This window comes from Phocaeicola sp. RTP21359st1_B8_RTP21360_211022, assembly GCF_040911965.1.
Lineage (GTDB): Bacteria > Bacteroidota > Bacteroidia > Bacteroidales > Bacteroidaceae > Phocaeicola > Phocaeicola vulgatus.
Genome location: NZ_JBDFXP010000012.1, coordinates 35,700 through 57,279 on the forward strand (window position 1 = coordinate 35,700; position 21,580 = coordinate 57,279).

Sequence of the window (21,580 nt, forward strand, 5' to 3'; positions counted from 1 at the left end):
TTTGGTTAGTTGATTCCTTTATTTTTCAATACCTTATTAATAAGGTCATCTTCCGCTATATGCGGCAGGGTGATGTGATAACCATCGGCATGGCTCTCGTTGAATTCCGCCGAAGTTTCCATGGCATGCGGGTTGCGTGCCCACGAGCGGCGTGCCACTCCTCCCATTACATCCCATAACATGGATGAGCGGAGAATACGGTCTACCCGTTCACTGCCGTCGCATACCATTCCGAATCCGCCATTGATGGCTTTACCTATACCTACACCGCCTCCATTGTGCAAAGCGACAAGGCTCATGCCCCGGGCACAATTTCCGGCAAAGCATTGCACAGCCATATCTGCCATTACATTGCTGCCGTCCTTGATATTGGAGGTTTCCCGGAAAGGAGAGTCGGTACCGCTTACATCGTGGTGGTCACGTCCCAACATGATAGGACCTACCTCGCCCCGGCGTACCATTTCATTGAAACGCAGTGCTATATTCATACGTCCCAGTGCGTCTTGATACAGAATGCGTGCTTGGGTCCCTACCACCAGGTTATTCTTTTCGGCGTCGCGAATCCATATCCAGTTGTCCATATCCTGTCCGCGGCGATCTTTAGGGATACACTCCATAGCGGCACGGTCGGTCTTTATCAAATCTTCCTTTTTCCCGCTCAGGCATACCCAGCGGAAGGGGCCGTAACCATAATCGAAAAGTTGAGGCCCCATGATATCCTCTACATAGGACGGCCAGATGAATCCATCCTTCTCGTCTGTTCCATTGCGTGAGATTTCTTTCACTCCGGCGTCATAAATCGCTTTCATGAAAGAATTGCCATAATCGAAGAAATAAGTGCCCCGTGCCACCAGTTCCTTGATAACATGGAAATGGCGGCGCAAAGTTTCGTTCACCATTTCATCGAAAGTTTCTCTGTCTTCTTTCAGCATACGGGTACGTTCTTCGAAGGAAATGCCTGCAGGACAATAGCCGCCTTCGTAAACGGCATGGCAGGAAGTCTGGTCACTGAGAAGTTCGATGTGGATGTTGTGATGCAATGCATACTCCAACAGATTGACTACATTGCCATGGTAGGCTATGGAACAGGGGATTCGTCGGTCTATGGCATCGGCAGCCAGCCGGTAGGCTTCAGACAAATCGGATGTGATATGCTGTACCCACCCTTGGCGGTGGCGGGTTTCTATGCGTGAATAATCCACCTCGGCTATAATGGCCACTGCTCCGGCTATCTCGGCTGCTTTGGGTTGGGCTCCGCTCATTCCGCCCAATCCGGAGGATACGAAAAGATGGCCGTTCAGGTTGCCGTCCTGCGGCACTCCTAATTTCATGCGGCCGGCATTTAATAGGGTGTTGAACGTGCCGTGTACAATACCTTGCGGACCGATGTACATCCAGCCTCCGGCGGTCATCTGTCCATAATTGGCTACTCCCATCTGTGCGGCTATTTCCCAGTCTTTCTGGTTGTCGAACATGCCTACCATCATGGAATTGGTGATAATAACACGGGGAGCTTCGGGATGTGATTTGAATAATCCCAACGGGTGGCCGCTTTCTACGACCAGGGTTTGTTCATTCGTCATAACCTCCAGATACTGCTTGATAAGCCGGTATTGCATCCAGTTTTGACAAACTTGTCCGGTTTCGCCGTAGGTCACCAGTTCGTAAGGATAGAGGGCGATATCAAATGAAAGATTGTTGTCTATCATTACTTGAAACGCTTTTCCTTCGATACAGTTTCCTTTATATTCGTCAATGGGCTTTGCTTTCAAGTCACCTTCGGGTCGGAAGCGGTAACCGTAGATTTTACCCCGGGTGAGCAGTTCATCCATCAATTCGGGAGCAAGTTGCTCATGCAGTTCCACCGGAATGTATCGCAATGCATTCCTCAATGCCGTTTCCGTTTGGGCGGGTGTCAAGCGGTAGCCCCGGTCGGGAGCACGGCGGATGCCTTCCGTGAATGTAGGATAGGCAGGTAAATCAGTAGATAGAGTGATAGTCATAGTATGTAAGTGTTTTGTCACAAAGATAGCAAAACGATTGGAATACTATGGGTTTGGAGATATGTTTAGTGACATAAAGTTGTTTTTTATCTATAGACTTGATGTAAAGGTAAACGCACACGGATATAAAAAGCTTGCCATAATGACAAAGTAGGTTTCCTGTTCTTGTGTATAGTAAATAAAGGGGGCGGTAGAAATTTAGTGGAAGCTGGTTCTTATTTTCCCGTTTATATCTTTCTTTGGATTTTTTTAAGTAAGAACCTACCGGCGGAATAAATGAATGTCTATCATATCACAGCCTATTGCATAAGTTTTTTCTTTCTCCAGATTAAGCCTTTTTATACGGATGTATTCTATCTCCATAGCCTTTGGAGTTATCTCCATAAGCTTTGGAGTTAACTCCCAAGCCTTGGGAGATAACTCCAAAGGCTTGCGGAGATAAAACAAGCAGGAAGAAAAGCCTTAGCCATATAGTAGAAAACGTTTGGTGATACGGAAAAAAGGCTTTATATCCGTGATGAAGTCTTAGGGTATCAGCAGCGAACTGTCTCCGTAGCTCAGAAACCTGAAATCATGGCCCAGTGCATAATCATAAATCCTTCGCCAGTTTCCTTTCACAAAGGCGGAAACCAATAGCAGCAATGTACTTTGCGGCTGATGGAAATTGGTAACCATCTTCTTGACTATTTTGTATGTATATCCCGGCGCGATGATAATCTGAGTACTGCTATGCAACGCTTCCATTTCGTGTCGGTTCAGATAATTCAGAATCTGTTGCAGTGCTTCCACCGGAGTCAGGTCATTCTTATCTTCGTAGGGCATCCATTGCTGTACATGCAATTCGTCCTGAGTGGCATCGGGATTGTGGCTGATAAGGACGCCGATATAATAAAGACTTTCCAGGGTACGTACCGAAGTGGTTCCTACCGCAATGGCTTTTCCATTATGGGCGATTAGTTTTTCAATGGTATGCTTGCTTACAGAAATGTATTCCGTATGCATTTCATGTCCTTCTATCTCTTCACTTTTTACGGGCTTGAAAGTTCCTGCACCTACGTGTAAAGTCAGTTCCTCCCGGTCAATTCCCCGTTCGTCCAGCGCTGCCAGTACTCTTTCCGTAAAATGAAGTCCTGCGGTGGGAGCGGCGACAGAACCTTTTATTTTGGAGTAAACCGTCTGATAAGTTTCCTTGTCGCTTTCTTGTGTCTCACGGTTCAGATAGGGAGGGATGGGCAGTTCACCTGCCACTTCCAGCAGGTCGGCAAAGGTAATTGTGTCATCATCCCATGAGAAATCAATCCAATGGCTGGTTCCCTTGCACTCTCCACGGGTGGCGGACAGGACTATTTGTTTGCCTTTTACATTTACTATGCGGCTCAACGTACCTTCTTTCCATTTTTTCAGATTACCTATCATGCATAACCAGCTGCATTGTCGTGTTTGCTGGAAGTTTAACACATAGTCATTGGGCTGGACAGGTTCCAGGCAGAATACTTCTATTAATGCTCCGGTTTCTTTACGGAAATGCAGACGGGCTTGAATCACTTTGGTATTATTGAATATCATCAGTTCTCCGGATTCCAGATAGTGTGGCAAAGACGTAAAGATGTCTTCGCTCACTTCGCCGTGGCGGTAAACTAGCAGTTTGGACTGGTCGCGCGTGGCAAGGGGGAATTTGGCGATCCGTTCATCGGGTAGCGGGTAGTTGAACTCACTTATTTTGATATGTTTGGTATCTTCCATCTGAATCTATTTCTTTTTCTGCGCAAAAGTACCGATATTTGCGCTAACTAAAAAAGAAAAGAGTATGAAAATAGGAGATAAAGTCCGTTTCCTTAGTGAGGTAGGGGGCGGTGTTGTGACCGGATTTCAAGGAAAAGATATGGTTTTGGTAGAAGATGCCGATGGCTTCGATATTCCGATGCCCATAAAGGAGTGTGTGGTGATTGACACGGATGATTATAATATGAAGCGTAAACCTGTTGCTCCGGCTCCTAAACAGGAGGTTGCCGGTGCAAAGGCAAAAGGAGCGTCAGTCAAGGTGCGTCCGGATGAAGAGGAGGATGAACGTCCTGTCACTTATCGCCCGGCTGAGCGAAAGGGAGGGGATATTCTGAATGTGATGCTGGCTTTTGTGCCACAGGATCTCAAAGCTATTTCTGCAACGGCATTTGATGCATATCTTATCAACGACAGCAATTTCACCTTATACTTTACTTATCTTACAGCCGAAGGTAGTAACTGGCGGGTGCGCAGCCATGGCATGGTGGAACCGAATACGAAGTTTTATATCGAGGAGTTCGAGAAAAGCGTTTTGAATGAATTGGAACGGGTGGCCGTGCAGCTTATCGCTTTTAAGGATAACAAGAGTTTTCTGTTCAAGCCTGCCGTGTCTGTGGAATTGCGCATAGATACAGTGAAGTTTTATAAATTGCATACTTTCCGTGAGAGTATTTTCTTTGAGGAGCCGTCACTTATTTACGATATAGTGAAAAATGATGTTCCGGTAAAACAGGTGTTTGTTTCGGCAGATGATATAAAAGATGCATTATTGCAAAAAAAAGTGCCGGAACCGCAGGTAGCGAAGCAGCCCCAGCAGAAAAAGGTGAAGAACGATATCATGGAGGTTGATCTCCATGCTCATGAGTTACTGGATACGACTGCCGGTATGAGCAACAGCGAGATATTGAATTATCAATTGGACGTTTTTCGTAAGACTTTGGAAGAATGCAAGAACAAGAAGGGACAGAAGATTGTCTTTATTCATGGTAAGGGGGATGGTGTGTTACGCAAAGCTATCCTGCAGGAGTTAAAATATAAATATAAAAACTATGAAAGTCAGGATGCTTCGTTCCGTGAATATGGTTTCGGGGCTACCATGGTGATTATTCATTAAGACTTTCTTATTCATATAAATTGTGATATGGCAACATTAAAAGAATTTTTGAAAGCGGATCGTTTTGCTACTTGTGCGGGAGTGGAACTTCTTGAGATAAAGCCGGGGTATGCCCGTGCGTGTATGGAGGTGACCGACCGGCATCTGAATGGTGGAGGAGTATGTCAAGGCGGCGCCTTGTTTACATTGGCCGATCTGGCTTTTGCAGCTGTAGCGAACAGCCGTAAGAAACTTACACTTTCTGTGAATGCCAATATTACTTTTCTCCGTCCTGCTAAGTTGGGTTACGTGTATGCTGAGGCTGTTGAAGTATTTAATCATCATCGTATTCCTTTTGTTGAAGTAAAGATAACAGACGGACAGGGGGAGCTGATAGCTGTATTTACTTCATCGGGGTATCGTAAAGAGTCTGATTTGCCGGTAGATGCGTTAGAATAATTTATAATAGATAAAAGCCTGTTGTTGAAAGAAGGCAACAGGCTTTTAAAATGATGGTTATCAGTGAAGACAAGGGGGCTTATCCTTCTTTGACTTTAGCCTTTCCTATTCTTCCCGGTTCTACGAATAAATATTTGTAGCCTGCGCGTATGCTTGCCAGATGCAGTTTTTCCAAACGCGCACGGCGGACAAGCAAAGCTGTCATTTCATGAATACGTCCGTTAGCATAACCTATCATTTCGTTCTCGGTCGTATCTTCAGAACCGTAAGTGCCTGCTCCTTGGACGATCATAAAAGGTGATTCGGTGCCTGCTTTATCCATCCCGACAGCAATAGCCACATAAATCCACATAGGACCATGAGCAACTACTTTACGTGCTGTGGCTGTGCGGCTTTCGCCTTTTGTCAGTGTCTTGTGGCAACAGCCTTCTATGGATTTGATTTTCTTTCCCAAATCATATACGGTTACTTTGTCATCGGCAGCATCCAAAGGTTGCTCGAACAAAATTGTGTCTTTTTTGTCCGGATAGCTGATGTGATAACATTCATATTCCGGTTGTATTCCTCTAGGTTCGTCATCGCCCACGGAACCTGCTACAAGTTTAACTTCAAGAAATGAGCCGTTCAGGGCGGTTTCATATACCGCATCCGTCAAAGCGGCGTTACTGGTTAATTCTAATTCTTTCATAAGTCAAGGTTTTTAATAAGTTTCTCTCATAACAGTAGGTGGAAAGAAAAGTTCGAAATAGTGTGATAAGGAACAAAAACGGGTGTTAATAGATGAAATAAGGAGATTGGTCGATAACTCTTGTTCCAATGATGATAAAGCTTTAATTTTACTTTTGGAAAAAGAAAAAGTTTGAGAATCAAGATCGGGTAGTAGAAAGGTAGACGGATTATTAGTTTGTCTGGATAGAGGGATTGATATAGTTGTAGGAAGGATATGAAGAGGCAGTTTATAAATACGTTAATAATAAGTTTGTTAGTAAATAAGGTCGGCTGAGGCTTTGTTTATAAGGAAAACGCTCGTTGTGAAACGGGCGTTTTTGATTTTGCATCAGTATGTGTTTAAAAGTAAATCTTATACTATAAACGACGTTCTACTCCGTGAAGAATAGAACGTCGTTTTATAGAATGGAATGAAGTTTACAAACGATAGTCAGCTAAATCATCTGCTTTGAATTTACGGATGAAATTGAAATGCTTTTCTATTTCAGCTTCTGCATAGTTTACATATACATGGGCCGATTTGGCGAACAATTCAGGTGCTTTTGTCGCATCTTGGATAAGAAGATGTGACATGATACATACGGCAGCCATTTCATAAAGACGGCGTGCAACGAAATCAAGTAACTCTTGATTCTGGGCCTCTTTTACCGCATTGGTGCATGCGTCAAATTTGTTGGCCATTTCTTTCACGCGGTCCATCAGCGGTTGCATATCTTCACTGCAAGGAATAGCTTCATAATTACGCAAGGTTGCGATATAAGAACCGTTGGTTACATAACGGATAGCGGCTACAGTCTGCAACTGGGTCGTTCCTTCGTAAATGCTGGTGATGCGTGCATCGCGATAGATACGCTGGCAAGCATATTCCATCATGAAACCTGAACCACCGTGAATCTGGATACAATCGTATGCATTCTGGTTGGCATATTCAGAGTTCATACCCTTGGAAAGCGGAGTAAAGCTGTCTGCTAGCTTGGCGTAGACTTTTTGTTCCTGACGTTCTTCAGGAGTCAGTTTGCGTTCGCGGGCAATATCATCCAATGCTTTGTAAATATCCACATAGCGTGAAGTCTGGTAAAGCAATGCACGGCCTGCATCCAGTTTGGCTTTCATGATAGACAGCATGTCATATACTGCCGGGAAATCGATGATGGCTTTTCCGAACTGCTTACGTTCTTTGGCGTATGCCAATCCTTCGTTGTAAGCAGCTTGTGACAAACCTACTGACTGGGCAGCGATACCCAGACGCGCACCATTCATCAATGCCATAACGTATTTTATCAAACCGAGCTTACGGTCACCGCAAAGTTCGGCTTTCGCGTTCTTGTAAACCAGTTCGCAGGTAGGAGAGCCGTGGATACCTAATTTATTTTCGATGCGGCGTACATCTACACCTCCTTCGTTTTTGTCATAGATGAACATAGACAAACCACGTCCGTCTTTGGTTCCTTCTTCGCTACGTGCCAATACCAGGTGAAGATTAGCGTCACCGTTAGTGATGAAACGTTTCACACCGTTCAGACGCCAGCAGTTGTTGGCTTCATCGAAAGTAGCTTTCAGCATTACTGACTGAAGGTCGGAACCGGCATCGGGTTCGGTCAAGTCCATAGACATGGTTTCACCTGCACAAATACGGGGAATGAAACGGCTGTGCTGGTCTTCGTTACCGAATTCATACAGCGTTTCAATACAGTCTTGCAAAGACCAGATGTTTCCGAAACCTGCATCGGCGGCGGCAACAATTTCCGCGCACATGGTGTAGGGGGTGATGGGGAAGTTCAAGCCACCGAAACGACGGGGCATGGTCATGCCGTTCAGTCCGGCTTTGACCATCGCATCCAGGTTTTGTTTGGTTCCTGAAGCATATTCCACACGTCCGTTTCCGCAGTGAGGACCTTCTTCGTCCACTCCTTCGGCATTGGGAGCGATGGTTTCACCTGTAATCTCACCTGTGATTTCCAGAATTTTATCGTAAGAGTCCATGGCATCGGCATAATCCTGCGGTGCATAGTCGAACTCGTCTTTATCTCTATAGTCGCGCTCTTTCAGTTGGCAGATGCGCTCCATCATCGGATTGTTCAAGTGATACTTGAGTTCCGGTATATCGGTATAAAAGTTTGCCATAATTTTTAGTAGTTAGAGTGGTTAATAGTAGCTAAGGGTAGTTAAGTAGTGGGTGGCGATACATTTTTCAACAAGGCTATGCAGTAGGCGTTTAGCAGGCGGCTGATTTCGGCCGCTTGTATGCCTAATTGTTCTTTGTCTTGCAATGTGATGTATCCTAAATCTTTCGACAGGATAATGAAATTGCGTGTTTCTTCCAACGAACCTTGTGAAATGTTATAGAAACGCAGTTTGTCCTTTGAGCTGATTTTAGCATATCCTTCCGCTATATTTGCAGTGATAGAGGCTGCTGCACGGCGCATCTGGTTAACCAAGCAGAATAATTCCTCTTTGGGATATTGCTTGGTTATTTTGTAAATGGCCAATACATACGAATGTGCCTTTTGCCAAACAATCAGTTGTTCAAAGGATTGACTTTTCATTTTTTTCTACTTTGACTACTTATGACTACTACTGACTACTTTGAATTCTTTTTATAATACTTAATCAATTTCGGAACGACTTCTTCCACAGTGCCGTTAATCACATAATCGGCAATGGTGTTGATCGGAGCGTTCGGGTCACTGTTTACAGAGATGATGATACCTGCATCCTGCATACCTGCGATGTGCTGGATTTGTCCGGAGATACCGCAAGCAATATACAGTTTGGGACGGACGGTTACACCCGTCTGGCCAATCTGGCGGTCATGGTCTGCATAACCTGCATCGACAGCTGCACGGCTGGCACCTACTTCGGCGTGAAGTTCTTTGGCCAGTTCGAACAATTTGTCAAAACCTTCTTTAGATCCCATGCCATAGCCTCCGGCAATCACGATAGGTGCGCCTTTCAGGTTATGTTTGGCTTTTTCTACGTGACGGTCAATGACTTTGACTACATAGTCTGTTTCAGGAACAAACTTGGCAACGTCGTGGTTCACCACTTCACCCTTATAATTTTCATCCAGAATCTCTTTCTTCATCACTCCCTCACGAACGGTCGCCATCTGTGGGCGGTGCTCGGGGTTGACAATGGTTGCAACGATGTTACCACCGAAGGCGGGACGAATCTGATACAACAGATTTTCATAGGTGATGCCGTTCTTCTTGTCTTCGTGGGTACCGATTTCCAACTGGGTACAGTCGGCAGTCAGTCCGCTGGTCAATGCGGAAGATACACGCGGTCCCAGATCGCGGCCGATAACAGTAGCGCCCATCAGACAGATTTGTGGTTTTTCCTCTTTGAACAGATTCACCAAAATGGAAGTGTGGGGCAGTGAAGTATAAGGGAACAGACCCGGAGCATCGAATACATGAAGTTTGTCTACTCCGTAGGGCAATACTTGTTTTTCAATTCCTGCAAGGCCGGTTCCGGCAGCGATTGCCTCAAGCTGGCATCCTAACTGATTAGCTAATTTACGACCTTTGGTTAAAAGTTCGAGACTCACATCGGCCACTGTTGTGCCTTCAATCTCGCAATATACAAATACATTATTCATAATCGTTATCCTATTGTATGGTTAGCTAACAGTTCGACAATCAATCCTTCCACATCCTGGTCGCTTCCTGTCATGGTCTTGCTTTCTTTTGCCTGGAAGACGATGTTTTCAATCTTCTTCACTTTGGTGGGAGAGCCTGACAGACCGCACTGCTTGGTGTCTCCTTCTACATCGGCCACACTCCATTCAGTGATATTCAGGTAAGGGAATTTCTCATATAGTTCAGCGTAAGGCAGTTCAGAACCGTCTTTAGTGATGGCTGCTTTTTCCTGTGCGCCGAGAGCGCGTTTGTATTTCTGTAACAATTTGGCATTGCGCGGACGGCAGGGAGCTGCACTTCCGTTTACAGTCAGTACAATAGGCAGAGGACCTTCCACAGTTTCTACCCCTCCGTCAATGTGGCGTTTTACGGTGATGCGGCGGGCTGTTTCGTCCACGTTTAGAATTTCTTCGGTGTAAGTAATCTGGCTTAATCCCAGCTTTTCTGCTACCTGCGGACCTACCTGTGCGGTATCACCGTCGATAGCTTGACGGCCACCGATAATCAGGTCACATTCGCCTATTTTGCGGATAGCCGTAGCGATGGCGTATGAAGTGGCCAACGTGTCAGCACCGGCAAAAGCACGGTCGGTCAATAAATATCCATTGTCTGCTCCTCTGTATAAACCTTCACGAATGATTTCGGCAGCGCGTCCGGGACCCATGGTCAGGATAGTTACCGTAGAACCGGGATGTGTGTCTTTCAGTCTGAGTGCCTGTTCCAAGGCGTTCAGGTCTTCCGGATTGAAGATGGCCGGAAGTGCCGCACGGTTGATAGTACCGTCAGCGTTCATGGCATCTTTCCCCACATTGCGTGTGTCGGGAACTTGTTTTGCCAGTACTACAATTTTTAAACTCATATACTTTAATATATTTGGTATTAGTAATATTCTGGCGACAAATTTACTTAAACAATTTGAGCAACAAAAGGATATGAGGAGAAAATATGCACAAAAAGGTGAGGTGTGAGCATGAATCGAGGAGGATACAAATGTTTTTATGATAATTATATTGTAGAATAAAAGCGGAAATGTTTGTTTAAGTGGAAACTTTTTATATTCTTTGTAGAAAGTGATACTATGAAAACATTCACCTCCAAGTACAATCAAGCTAAATGGCCTTCGTGGACGGTCTGTTTCTGATGATAGGGACAGACGGTATCTTTTTCATTATACCTCTTTGAATCATCATAAGATATCCCTATTTCAAACTTTAAAAAATATATTATGAAAAGAACATTTAAAATGGCATTGATTGCCTCATTGGCTGTTGGTGGAAGTTATGTTTTGTATGGTTCTCAAAACAAAGAAGAATTGTCCGATTTAGCTTTGTCAAATGTGGAGGCCTTGACTTTAGGTACGAAGGATTGTATGTATCAACGTAATTCACGTTGTTATGAACTCGTTGTAGGTCCTCCGGGCGAACCTGTTATTATTGAAACAAGTGAGGAAGCGAATTGGGTAAATCGATATACCATTCCTGAGTAATTAGGCATTTATGTAATACGGGACAAAATAAATAGGTGTTAGGCATTTGTTTTGTCCCGTTTGAAGAGTATTAAAATTATGATTAAAATAAAATTGTATTATTCGATTGTTACCATCCTTTTTTTAATTTCCTGTGTCAGTAACAAAGGAAATGACTTTTTATCTATTCCCGCCAAACCGATCTATGGCTCTTATTATGATAAAGAAATTATGTCCAATGAGTTGGTTGCATTCTCTTCTCTTGATTGTGGAATTCTTATGGTTCAACGTTGTAAACTTCCTGGTGAACCTATTTGTCAGATTCTAGAGGAACAGACAGGCGAAAGAGTGGGTAGCTTTGGAAGCAGGGGACAAGGGCCTGGAGAATTTATAGCCGCTGAATTTATTGGAAAAACAGAGGGGGACGATACTTTATATTTTGTTAATTTGCCTTCTACTGTCCTATTGTATGCACGGGAGGAAAAGGGTGCTGACTACCGTTATGTAGGAAGTGAAAAAATTAAAGTAAAAGATGGTTGTTTTACAACCCGTTTCTGTCGACTGTCCAATGGTTATAGTGTGGCGACGACTTTGTCTGGGGGTAAGGAGTTTTTCATTCTCTTTGATAGGGATTTTAAAGAAATAAAGCGTTTCGGTAATCATCCGGTGCGGGGAATGACTACTGAAGCAAATGATTTTATGCAGTTGCAGGGGGAGATGGTTTCATACAAAAACAGCTTTTATTTTACATCTAGATTTTTTGGTTATCTTTGTCGGTATGATATATCGGATGAGGAAGATGTTACTTTGAAGTGGGAAAAAATGCTTGTTGAGCCTGTTTGCAATGTCTATGAAGCAAATCTTGCAAGAAAGAAGAATAACTTGGATGGATTTTATGGATTGACAGCCAATGATAAATATGTTTTTGTGACTTATAGTGGTGAGTTATGCTATAAAGCCTTTGAAAACTATTCAGCCTGTACACCTAAAACTTTGCTGGGTTTTTCCATCGATGGTGAACTGGTAGGCAAGTACGCATTGGAACACCAAAGCATGAGTGTGCTTCTTTCTCAATATACCCCTCAGTTGTACTTGTTAAATTGCGAATCGGAATGTAATGTTGAAATATTTGAGATGGATGATATCCTGAAAGCAAAATTATGAAAATCCTGCTTTATGTGTTGTTGGCTTTTGGGGTATTTTGTTTCTTCTCGTGTAAAAGGACAGAAAAGGAGCAGTTGACTTTTTTGATGAAAGAATGGACTCGAAAAGAAATTCTCTTTCATGATAGAGCTGTCTTTACCATACAAGGCAAAGACACATTAGATAAGTTTCCTTATGCTTCAACATATTATAAAATTGTAACTTATGTAGACTCATTAGGATGCCTTAGTTGCAAATTGCAATTATTGGAACGGATAAATTTTATAGCGGAGGTAGACTCTGTCACATCTAGGAATGTATCCTTTTATTTTTTCTTCCACCCTAGAAATAGGAAGGAACTAATAATGACATTACAGTCAGAAGATTTTATTTATCCTGTATGTATAGATCTGAAAGATACCTTTAATAAACTGAATAAGTTTCCACTGAATGATAAATTTAGGACATTCTTGCTTGACAATACTAATAAAGTGATATTAGTAGGAAATCCTATGCATCATCCTCGGATAAAAGAGATGTATATGGGACAGTTGCGTGATTGTAATAATAAGCCGGAGGTGGAGGGTGATGAATGAACCAGAGGGTAAAAGAAAAGAATAAATGGATAGACCGTTTAATAAACTTTGTATTTTATGGTTGTGTACTTGCTCTGATATGGTTGCTGTTACAAATCACGACCTTTTCTTCGTTCAGGATTCCTACTGCATCCATGCATCCTACTCTGATAAAAGGTGACTATGTAATAGTGAATAAATGGATAGCAGGCGGCAGGATATTTAATGTTTTTAATGCGGTAAAAAACAAGCATATATCAATAAAACGTATTCCGGGAATACGACGGATAAGAAAAAATGATATTCTCATTTTTAATTCACCAGTCGGGCAATATAAGAATCGAATACATTTTGATGTCATGCAATATTATGCTAAACGATGTGTGGGGCTTCCGGGTGACACTGTGGCAATTATCCTGCCTACATTATCTGCCTTAGTCGAGGATAGCCTTACGTTTTCTTTTGATCATAATTACTATGACCTGTTAGGATGGACTGCTGAAAAATTCGGTCCTCTTTATATACCTTGCAAAGGTGATCAAATCCCGATAAATAGTTTGACTGCTACCCAATATGGAAGTGTTATGGAATGGGAGACTAAACAGAAAATAGATTATAAAGATAGCGCATATTTTATAGGAAATCATCGTTTCACAAATTATCAGTTTAAGCATGATTATTATTTTATGCTGGGAGACAATATACACCATTCATTGGATTCACGACATTGGGGATTGGTGCCTGATGATTTCATTGTGGGTGTAGTACAATGGATTTGGTTTTCAAAAGATGAAGAGCAAAATTCAATTCGTTGGAATCGAATCGGTAGAGTAGATTGAAATAAGAGATGCGAAAGGTTATAGTTCTATGCTTGTTCGGATAAAAACGTATAAATGATGCGTTGTGATATATGTTGTATGAAAAGTTTTTGTTAATATTGTCATCATTATGAGTTTGTTTTTGTTGTATGATGAAATAATAACTGAAGAATTATGAAGAAAGTATTGTTTTTATTCGCCTTTTTGCTTCTGGGTATAGGAGCTATGGCACAAAAGGTAATTTATGATGAAACCAACCAGACCGGAGTGCGTACAGTGGTATGCGAGGGTATGAATCTGGGTGTTTCCAATAATATGGACGTATATGTGGCACTCGCTGGATTTCAGTATAAAAGTACCATACGTTATTCGCTGGCTGTTACTATCGGGTCGGGGCATGAGGTGGAAATTCCTAATGACAGTAAGTGTGTCCTGACGTTGGATAATGGAAAGGCATTAGAGCTGCCTACGGTAGCAGGCGGCGCTTCTGTATTGCAGCATGTAGATGTGGAGATGAGTGATGTGTATCAAAGTTTCCGCCGTTTTGCCTATTATAATATAAAGGCTAAAGAATTGAAGAAAATCGGCAAAAACGGTATCGTACAAATGGATATACAGTTATCTCCCGGAAACTATTCCATTGCATTCAACCAGGATGTCTTGGGAAGTATGCTGACCGGTTCTATGTCATTAATAAATAATATGTTTGGGAAATAACTTCTTTTTTCATATTGTATGGTGCAGCCTTTTCTTCTCAGAAGGAGAGGCTGTCTTGTTTTTGAAAGTCAAAGGGTTAAACAAAACATTGTTTCATGTGTTTTCCTAATGTTTTTTAATGTGATAAACTTATGAGGAAAATACGTAGATGGGGAGTATGGCTCCTTTTAATCATTCCTTTGGCACTGAATGCCCAGCAGCGGGCCGAAAAATTATTGAATGTACCCTTGCCGGAACATTGGCAAGAAGAGGATGCGATGTTTCAACAACTGCTTCCGGTGGATGACCATTGGTGGACTGTATTTCAGGATGCCACACTGGATTCATTGATTCATGTGGCTGTCAGGCAGAATCCGTCTGTCCTTACAGCCTTGAATCGTATAGATATGGCGAAAGCGAATCTGAGGATAGCCAGAGGAGGCTATTATCCGGCTTTGTCATTGGATGCCGGGTGGAACCGCCAACAGACTAGTGGCAATACCGGTACGGGACAGCCTCAATCCAGAGTGGGGTATTATGATGCAACGGTTAATATGAACTGGCAGGTGGATGTGTTCGGTTCCATCCGCCAACGGGTGAAAGCGCAGAAAGAAAATTTTGCGGCAAGTCGTGAAGAGTACAATGCGACGATGGTAAGTCTTTGTGCAGAAGTGGCGTCAGCCTATTTTAATTTGCGTGAGACCCAACAGGAACTCAGTGTGTTACAGCGCAATGCTTTATCTCAAAAGGCGGTGGTGGATATAACTGAAGTGCGTTATAATACCGGACTGGCTTCCAAACTGGATGTGGCTCAGGCTAAATCGGTTTATTATAGTACATTGGCTTCTATTCCTGCTACAGAATCCGGTATTATTCAATATATGAATGCGTTGGCTGTATTGCTCGGGCTTTATCCTCAGGATGTGACGGCTGCACTGGAAACGGGAAAACCGTTACCCGATTATATAGAGCCGGTAGGGGTCGGTCTTCCCGGACAATTACTTTTACGACGTCCCGATGTACGGGTTGCCGAACGTCAAGTCAATGCACAAGCAGCCTTGTTGGGAGCTTCCAAGACCGATTGGCTTCCCTCATTTTTTCTGAACGGTTCCTTCGGCTATGCTTCACATGATATGAAAGATTTTACTAGACGTAGCAGTATGACATGGAGTATCGCTCCCTCTATGAGCTGGACGATTTTTAATGGTGGCCAGCGTGCGAATAATGTACGCTTGCAGCGTGCACAACTGGATGAAACAATCAATCAGTTCAATACTACGGTTCTTACAGCGGTGCAGGAGGTGGATAATGCCATGAGTAGTTATAAGAATTCCATCAAACAGATTGTAGCATGTCGTGAGATGTTGAATCAGGGGAAAGAGGCATTTAAACTTTCATTGGACTTATATAAACAGGGGCTGAGCCCTTTCCAAAATGTATTGGATGCACAGCGTTCGTTACTGTCATACGAGAATTCATTGGTGCAGGCACAGGGATATTCATTGCTTTGTCTGATTCAGATGTATCAGGCATTGGGAGGAGGCTGGTAGGCTGCGACGGAAAAGCTGTTGAACTATAGAAATAATAAAAACCTAACCCAAGATATGAAAAAAATAATGATAGCTTTCGCATGGACGGTATGTGTGTTGACCGCCTGCGATAAAAATAAACCTTCTCAGACAGAAATGCAGGCATTGCCTGTAGATGTTGCGAAACCTTTGGTGGAAAATGTGACGCTGACCAAAGATTATCCCGGTTATCTGGAAGCGGAATCTACTGTAGATTTGGTGGGACGAGTAAATGGAACTTTACAATCCAAGAATTTTGCACCTGGTTCCCGGGTACGTCAGGGACAGGTATTGTTCGTTATAGAACCGACACTTTATGAAAATTCAGTGAAACAAGCGGAAGCTGAATTAAAAACGGCTAAAGCCAATCTTGAATATGCTGTCAGTAGTTATCAACGTATGAAAGAAGCGATAAAAAGTGATGCGGTGAGCCGTATACAATATTTACAGGCGGAAAGTCATGTGGCGGCTTGTGAGGCTGCCGTAAGTAATGCTGAAGCAGCTTTGAAAACTGCGCGTACCAACTTGAGTTATTGCTATGTCAAGGCTCCTTGTGACGGAGTGGTTGATGTTTCGGCTTATTCTGTCGGGGCGTATATTGGTGGTGCTTTGCAACCGGTTAAATTGGCTACTGTTTATAAGGATAACCGTATGTATTCCTATTTTAATATTGCAGATAACCAATATCTGACATACGAGCTGGCCCAGGAGGCTGCCAGCAAGATTCCTGCGGAAACTCATTTTGTAACCTTGCGTTTGGGAACTGACGGGGCACAGTCATGGAAAGCGAAACTGGATTATCTTTCTCCCAATGTGACATTAACTACAGGTACTCTCCGTTTGCGTGCGGAATTGGATAACCCTGACGGGATGCTTCGTCCCGGATTATTTGTCAGTGTCACCTTACCATACGGTGAAGCGCGGAATGCAGTGTTGGTTAATGATGCTTCTATCGGAACAGACCAGTTGGGTAAATATTTGTATGTAGTGAATGACAGTGATATAGTGAATTATCGGCATATTGAAGTCGGGCAGTTGGCGGATCATAATATGCGTGTTGTAAAAAGTGGCTTGTCACCTTCCGAACGTTATGTCACCAAGGCATTGTTGAAAGTGCGTCAAGGCATGAAAATTAAACCGATAGAACAAACCAATAAACTTCAATAGCCTTATGTTTTCAAAATTTTTCATAGAACGGCCTATATTTGCCACGGTGCTGGCTTTGTTATTCGTGGTGGCCGGACTTGTAACCCTGAATATATTGCCCGTGGCGCAATATCCCGATATTACGCCTCCTACCGTGCAAGTCAGTGCGGTATATCCGGGTGCCAATGCTGAAACTGTAGCTCAAACTGTCGGTATCCCCATTGAACAGCAGGTAAACGGTGTGGACGGAATGTTGTATATGAGTTCCAATTCCTCTGCATCGGGCGCTTATTCGCTGACAGTGACTTTCGAAGTGGGAACGGATATCGATATGGCAACTGTGATGGTACAAAACCGTGTCAGTGTAGCATTGAATTCTTTACCCGAAGCTGTGAAGGTACAGGGAGTGACGGTGCAGAAGCAGTCATCCAATATTGTGATGATGCTTACACTGAGTGGTGACAGTATTTATGATGGCCTTTATCTGACCAATTATGCCAATTTGAATCTGGTAGACCAGTTGACACGTGTACCAGGGGTAGGAGCGGTGGATGTCATGGGAGCCGGTGATTATTCCATGCGCGTATGGCTGAATCCTGAAACCATGCGTATCCGCAATATTACCCCGCAGCAGGTTTATGCTGCCATTCAAAGTCAGAATATGGAAGTGTCTGCCGGTTATGTGGGACAACCCATCGGCAGTTCGGCCGATAATGATTTTCAATATACGCTGAATGTAAAAGGACGTCTTTCTACTCCCGAAGAGTTCGGCGACATCATATTGAGAGTGGAAGACCAGGGAAAAGTGCTCCGTCTGAAAGATGTTGCAAAAATTGAGTTGGGCAGTGCCGGGTATGGAGTTGTTTCCCGCTTGAAAGGGCAACCTACGGCTGCTATTGCTGTTTACCAGTTGCCGGGAAGTAATTCGCTGGATGTTTCTAAACACGTCCGTGCCCGTATGGCGGAACTGGCTGAAACATTTCCGGCCGGGGTGAAATACAATGTGACGTTGGATACTACCGATGTGGTACACGACTCCATTGATGAAGTGATGAAGACCTTTGTGGAAGCGATTATTCTGGTGGTGCTGGTTATCTTTTTTTTTCTGCAAAGCTGGCGGGCGGTTCTTATCCCCTGTCTTACTATCCCTGTGTCCCTTATCGGAACATTGGCGGTAATGGCTGCTTTAGGCTTTTCCATCAATACATTGACACTGTTCGGCTTGATATTGGCTATAGCTATTGTAGTGGATGATGCCATAGTGGTGACTGAAAATGCCACCCGTATTCTGGATGAAGGGAAGCTGGACGCCCGTGCCGCTACCGAGCAGGCTATGGGGGAGATTACCGGACCTATTGTCGGAGTGGTGCTGGTACTGCTTGCCGTATTTATTCCTACTACGCTGATTAGCGGTATTTCCGGGCAGCTTTATAAACAGTTTGCTTTGACCATCGCGGCTTCTACAGTGATAAGTGGTTTCAACTCATTGACCTTGACTCCGGCAGTCTGCGCTCTGTTGCTCCGTCCCACCCCGACGCATAAAGCGCGTTTGTTCCTCTGGTTTGACAAGATGAATGACTGGATGCAGCGGGTTTATGACGCTTCGGTAAAATGGTTGTTGGCACGGCCGGTTATTGCTATCGGTTCTTATATCGTAATCTCAGTCATTGCTATTCTGATGTTTGTAAAATGGCCCAGCACCTTTATTCCTGAAGAAGATGACGGATATTTTATGATTGCCATTCAGCTTCCGGCAGCTTCTTCTTTAGAGCGTACACAGATGGTGGGTAAGCAGATTGATGCTATTTTGTCAGAGTATCCCGAAGTGAAGACTTATTTGGGCGTAAACGGATTCAGTATCATGGGAGGTGGTCAGTTGCCTAATGCGGCTACCTATTTTGTGGTGCTGAAGAATTGGAAAGAGCGTGTGGGTAAAGAGCATACCGCTCAAGCGGTGGTCAATCGTTTTAACGGACAGGCATATGCCATGATACAGGAAGCCCAAGTCTTTGGTATTATTCCTCCTGCTATTCCAGGTATGGGCAATACGGGTGGTTTACAACTCGAACTGGAGGATCGTAAGTCTTTGGGTCCGGAAGAACTGCAAAAGGCGGTTGAGGCTTTATTGGCTAATTATCATAATGAGCCGGCTGTCGCTTCCATGAGCAGTATGTATCAAGCGGATGTACCTCAATATTTTTTGAATATAGACCGGGATAAAGTTCAGTTGATGGGTTTGCAGTTGAATCAGGTCTTTTCTACATTAGGGTATTACATGGGGCAGGCTTATGTAAATGATTTTGTGGAATTCGGCCGTATCTACCAAGTGAAATTGGAGGCTGGCGAACAAGCCCAAAAAGTGATTGATGATGTGTTAAAACTGAGTGTGGTCAATTCGAAGGGAGAGATGGTGCCTTTCAGCAGTTTTACGCAGATAGAACAAAAACTGGGGATGGACCAGATAAACCGGTATAATATGTATTCGGCTGCTTCCATCACTTGTACGCCGGCTGCGGGCAGTAGTTCCGGACAGGCGATAGAGGCTATAGGGAGTTTGATTAAAAATCAGCTAGGTGGTGAGTTTGGATATGAATGGACCTCTGTTGCCTATCAGGAAACTCAGGCAGGTAATACTACTACAATTATTTTAATCATGGCCTTGTTGGTAGCCTATTTGGTACTGGCGGCACAGTATGAAAGCTGGACAAGTCCGGTGGCTGCCGTGATGGGGCTTCCGGTTGCTATTTTGGGAGCGATGTTGGGCTGCTGGGTGATGGGGGTTCCGGTGAGTATTTATACCCAGATCGGTATTATTCTGCTGATAGCCTTGTCTGCGAAGAATGGTATCTTGATTGTGGAGTTTGCCCGTGATTACCGTAAGGCTGGCAATCCTATCCGTGAGGCGGCATACGAGGCAGGGCATGTGCGCTTGCGTCCTATCCTGATGACTTCATTTACCTTCGTGCTGGGTGTGATGCCGTTGTTGTTTGCCACAGGAGCCGGTGCAGGCAGCCGTGTGGCACTGGGTGCGGCAGTGGTGTTCGGTATGGCTGTGAATACAATTTTTGCTACCATTTATATTCCTAACTGGTATGAAGTGATGCAGCATATTCAGGAAAAATGGCTGACTAAGAAAAAATAATTGTTTGGTTTCACCACAGATTGGTCAGATTTATACGGACAACTCGATTTAAAAACTGTATGGATTTGCGTTATCTGTGGTGAATTTGTGTATCTTTGCGACAAACACATGGAAATATGGATACAATAAATAACGATATTACTAACTTATTGCAACAGATGGGTGTGCATCAGGAAAGCCTGGGCATAACCCAGCGTATTGTCATTATAGCAGGGATTCTGATCATTGCTTTTGTGGCAGATTATTTTTGTAGAAAAATAGTAGTTCCTACTATAAAGAAACTGACGGCAAGGACTCAGGCTACTTGGGATGATTATTTATTCAATGATGCTGTATTAGATAATATGTGTCATCTTATTCCACCTATTATATTGTATGTATTGCTTCCTTTTGCTTTTCCGCATGAACCTGTGACTTTGACATTCATTCTGAAGCTATGCTGGGTGTATATCACGGCTGTAGCCATGAAGTTGATTTGTTCTTTTCTGACTTCCCTCTATACCATTTCAAGCGAACATGAGAAACTAAAGAATCATCCTCTGAAAGGGGTATATCAGATGATAAAACTGATTGTGATTTGTGTAGGGGTGATCATTATAGTCAGTACCTTGATTGATAAAGATCCTGTGAATATTCTTACCGGATTGGGTGCTTCTGCAGCTATCTTGATGTTGGTTTTCAAAGATACGATTATGGGGCTGGTAGCCGGAGTCCAGCTTTCTGCCAATGATATGCTCCGTCCGGGAGATTGGATTACCATGCCGAAATACGGAGCGGACGGTACAGTAATAGAAGTGACTCTTACCACTGTAAAGGTACGCAATTGGGATAATACTATAACTACAGTCCCACCTTATGCATTGGTCAGTGATTCGTTTCAGAATTGGCGTGGCATGAGGGAAAGTGGTGGACGCAGAGTGAAACGTTCTATTAATATAGATATGAATACGGTCCGTTTCTGTACACCGGAACAAATGAAAAAATTTGAAAAACAAGTCTGGATGTCAGGCTTTGAAAAGACAGGAAAGGAGGAGGTGAATCTTTATGTATTTCGTCACTATCTGGAATATTATTTGCGTCATAATCCTCGGGTGAATACAGAATTGATTTTGATGGTGCGTCAATTACAACCTACGCCGCAAGGATTACCCATAGAACTTTATTTCTTCTCAGCCAATAAAGACTGGATTCCATACGAACGTTTGCAAGCAGAGGTTTTTGACCATTTGTTGGCTGTTCTTCCCGAATTTGGATTAAGGGTATTCCAAATTCCTTCAGGATTGGATGTGTTGTCTCTTTCTTCTCATTAATTATTTATAA

Annotated in this window: 18 protein-coding genes; 11 read left to right on the top strand and 7 right to left on the bottom strand. The window is 43.5% G+C overall.

The genetic code is table 11. From position 1 onward, the window contains the following. Positions 1-5: 5 nt before the first annotated feature. Both AB5062_RS08095 and AB5062_RS08100 read right to left on the bottom strand, forming a co-directional pair. Positions 6-2,003, bottom strand: a complete 1,998-nt coding sequence (locus AB5062_RS08095; protein WP_008670733.1) for a urocanate hydratase — start codon at positions 2,001-2,003, stop codon at positions 6-8. Positions 2,004-2,528: 525 nt separating this feature from the next. Next, positions 2,529-3,746 (bottom strand): S-adenosylmethionine:tRNA ribosyltransferase-isomerase, encoded by a 1,218-nt coding sequence (locus AB5062_RS08100; RefSeq protein ID WP_032952684.1) that lies wholly within the window; start codon positions 3,744-3,746, stop codon positions 2,529-2,531. A gap of 64 nt (positions 3,747-3,810) precedes the next feature. Between AB5062_RS08100 and AB5062_RS08105 the strand changes: the two genes are divergently transcribed. Together AB5062_RS08105 and AB5062_RS08110 are read left to right on the top strand one after the other, a co-directional pair. Further along, positions 3,811-4,899 (top strand): DUF2027 domain-containing protein, encoded by a 1,089-nt coding sequence (locus tag AB5062_RS08105; RefSeq protein ID WP_005840647.1) that lies wholly within the window; start codon positions 3,811-3,813, stop codon positions 4,897-4,899. A gap of 27 nt (positions 4,900-4,926) precedes the next feature. Beyond that, positions 4,927-5,337 (top strand): PaaI family thioesterase, encoded by a 411-nt coding sequence (locus tag AB5062_RS08110; RefSeq protein ID WP_005840645.1) that lies wholly within the window; start codon positions 4,927-4,929, stop codon positions 5,335-5,337. A gap of 79 nt (positions 5,338-5,416) precedes the next feature. On the opposite strand, the gene AB5062_RS08115 is transcribed toward AB5062_RS08110, so the two are convergent. The 5 genes from AB5062_RS08115 to AB5062_RS08135 form a co-directional block, all read right to left on the bottom strand. Continuing rightward, positions 5,417-6,025: a histidine decarboxylase, pyruvoyl type gene (locus AB5062_RS08115; protein WP_022508640.1), complete on the bottom strand. Its 609-nt coding sequence runs from the start codon at positions 6,023-6,025 to the stop codon at positions 5,417-5,419. A 458-nt stretch (positions 6,026-6,483) separates the two neighbouring features. Next, complete coding sequence (locus AB5062_RS08120; RefSeq protein WP_005840641.1) at positions 6,484-8,190, bottom strand: acyl-CoA dehydrogenase family protein; 1,707 nt, start codon at positions 8,188-8,190, stop codon at positions 6,484-6,486. A gap of 41 nt (positions 8,191-8,231) precedes the next feature. Next, positions 8,232-8,612, bottom strand: a complete 381-nt coding sequence (locus AB5062_RS08125) for a four helix bundle protein (RefSeq protein ID WP_005840639.1) — start codon at positions 8,610-8,612, stop codon at positions 8,232-8,234. Between the two features lie 35 nt (positions 8,613-8,647). After that, positions 8,648-9,667 carry an electron transfer flavoprotein subunit alpha/FixB family protein gene (locus tag AB5062_RS08130; protein ID WP_005840637.1) on the bottom strand — a complete coding sequence of 340 codons (1,020 nt, stop codon included), beginning with the start codon at positions 9,665-9,667 and terminating at the stop codon, positions 8,648-8,650. 5 nt (positions 9,668-9,672) lie between these two features. Next, on the bottom strand, positions 9,673-10,566 hold the full coding sequence (locus AB5062_RS08135; RefSeq protein ID WP_005840635.1) for an electron transfer flavoprotein subunit beta/FixA family protein: 894 nt from the start codon (positions 10,564-10,566) through the stop codon (positions 9,673-9,675). A 366-nt stretch (positions 10,567-10,932) separates the two neighbouring features. On the opposite strand from AB5062_RS08135, the gene AB5062_RS08140 reads away from it, so the two are divergent. The 9 genes from AB5062_RS08140 to AB5062_RS08180 all read left to right on the top strand — a co-directional run bounded on the left by AB5062_RS08140 (position 10,933) and on the right by AB5062_RS08180 (position 21,570). Beyond that, positions 10,933-11,193: an NVEALA domain-containing protein gene (locus tag AB5062_RS08140; RefSeq protein ID WP_008670741.1), complete on the top strand. Its 261-nt coding sequence runs from the start codon at positions 10,933-10,935 to the stop codon at positions 11,191-11,193. Between the two features lie 78 nt (positions 11,194-11,271). Further along, positions 11,272-12,336 carry a hypothetical protein gene (locus AB5062_RS08145; protein ID WP_032952683.1) on the top strand — a complete coding sequence of 355 codons (1,065 nt, stop codon included), beginning with the start codon at positions 11,272-11,274 and terminating at the stop codon, positions 12,334-12,336. A 344-nt stretch (positions 12,337-12,680) separates the two neighbouring features. Next, positions 12,681-12,911 (top strand): hypothetical protein, encoded by a 231-nt coding sequence (locus AB5062_RS08150; RefSeq protein ID WP_011964710.1) that lies wholly within the window; start codon positions 12,681-12,683, stop codon positions 12,909-12,911. After that, the gene (gene lepB / locus AB5062_RS08155) at positions 12,908-13,729 is read left to right on the top strand and encodes a signal peptidase I (RefSeq protein WP_005845162.1); all 822 of its coding nucleotides are present in this window, start codon (positions 12,908-12,910) and stop codon (positions 13,727-13,729) included. The genes AB5062_RS08150 and lepB overlap by 4 nt, the downstream gene beginning before the upstream one ends. Positions 13,730-13,882: 153 nt before the next feature. Continuing rightward, positions 13,883-14,425, top strand: a complete 543-nt coding sequence (locus AB5062_RS08160; protein ID WP_005845164.1) for a hypothetical protein — start codon at positions 13,883-13,885, stop codon at positions 14,423-14,425. 131 nt (positions 14,426-14,556) lie between these two features. After that, complete coding sequence (locus AB5062_RS08165) at positions 14,557-15,954, top strand: efflux transporter outer membrane subunit (RefSeq protein WP_016271345.1); 1,398 nt, start codon at positions 14,557-14,559, stop codon at positions 15,952-15,954. A gap of 54 nt (positions 15,955-16,008) precedes the next feature. Next, on the top strand, positions 16,009-17,139 hold the full coding sequence (locus tag AB5062_RS08170; RefSeq protein WP_005852982.1) for an efflux RND transporter periplasmic adaptor subunit: 1,131 nt from the start codon (positions 16,009-16,011) through the stop codon (positions 17,137-17,139). Positions 17,140-17,143: 4 nt separating this feature from the next. Further along, positions 17,144-20,260 (top strand): efflux RND transporter permease subunit, encoded by a 3,117-nt coding sequence (locus AB5062_RS08175; protein WP_032952682.1) that lies wholly within the window; start codon positions 17,144-17,146, stop codon positions 20,258-20,260. A gap of 116 nt (positions 20,261-20,376) precedes the next feature. After that, complete coding sequence (locus tag AB5062_RS08180; protein ID WP_032952680.1) at positions 20,377-21,570, top strand: mechanosensitive ion channel family protein; 1,194 nt, start codon at positions 20,377-20,379, stop codon at positions 21,568-21,570. Positions 21,571-21,580 lie beyond the last annotated feature (10 nt).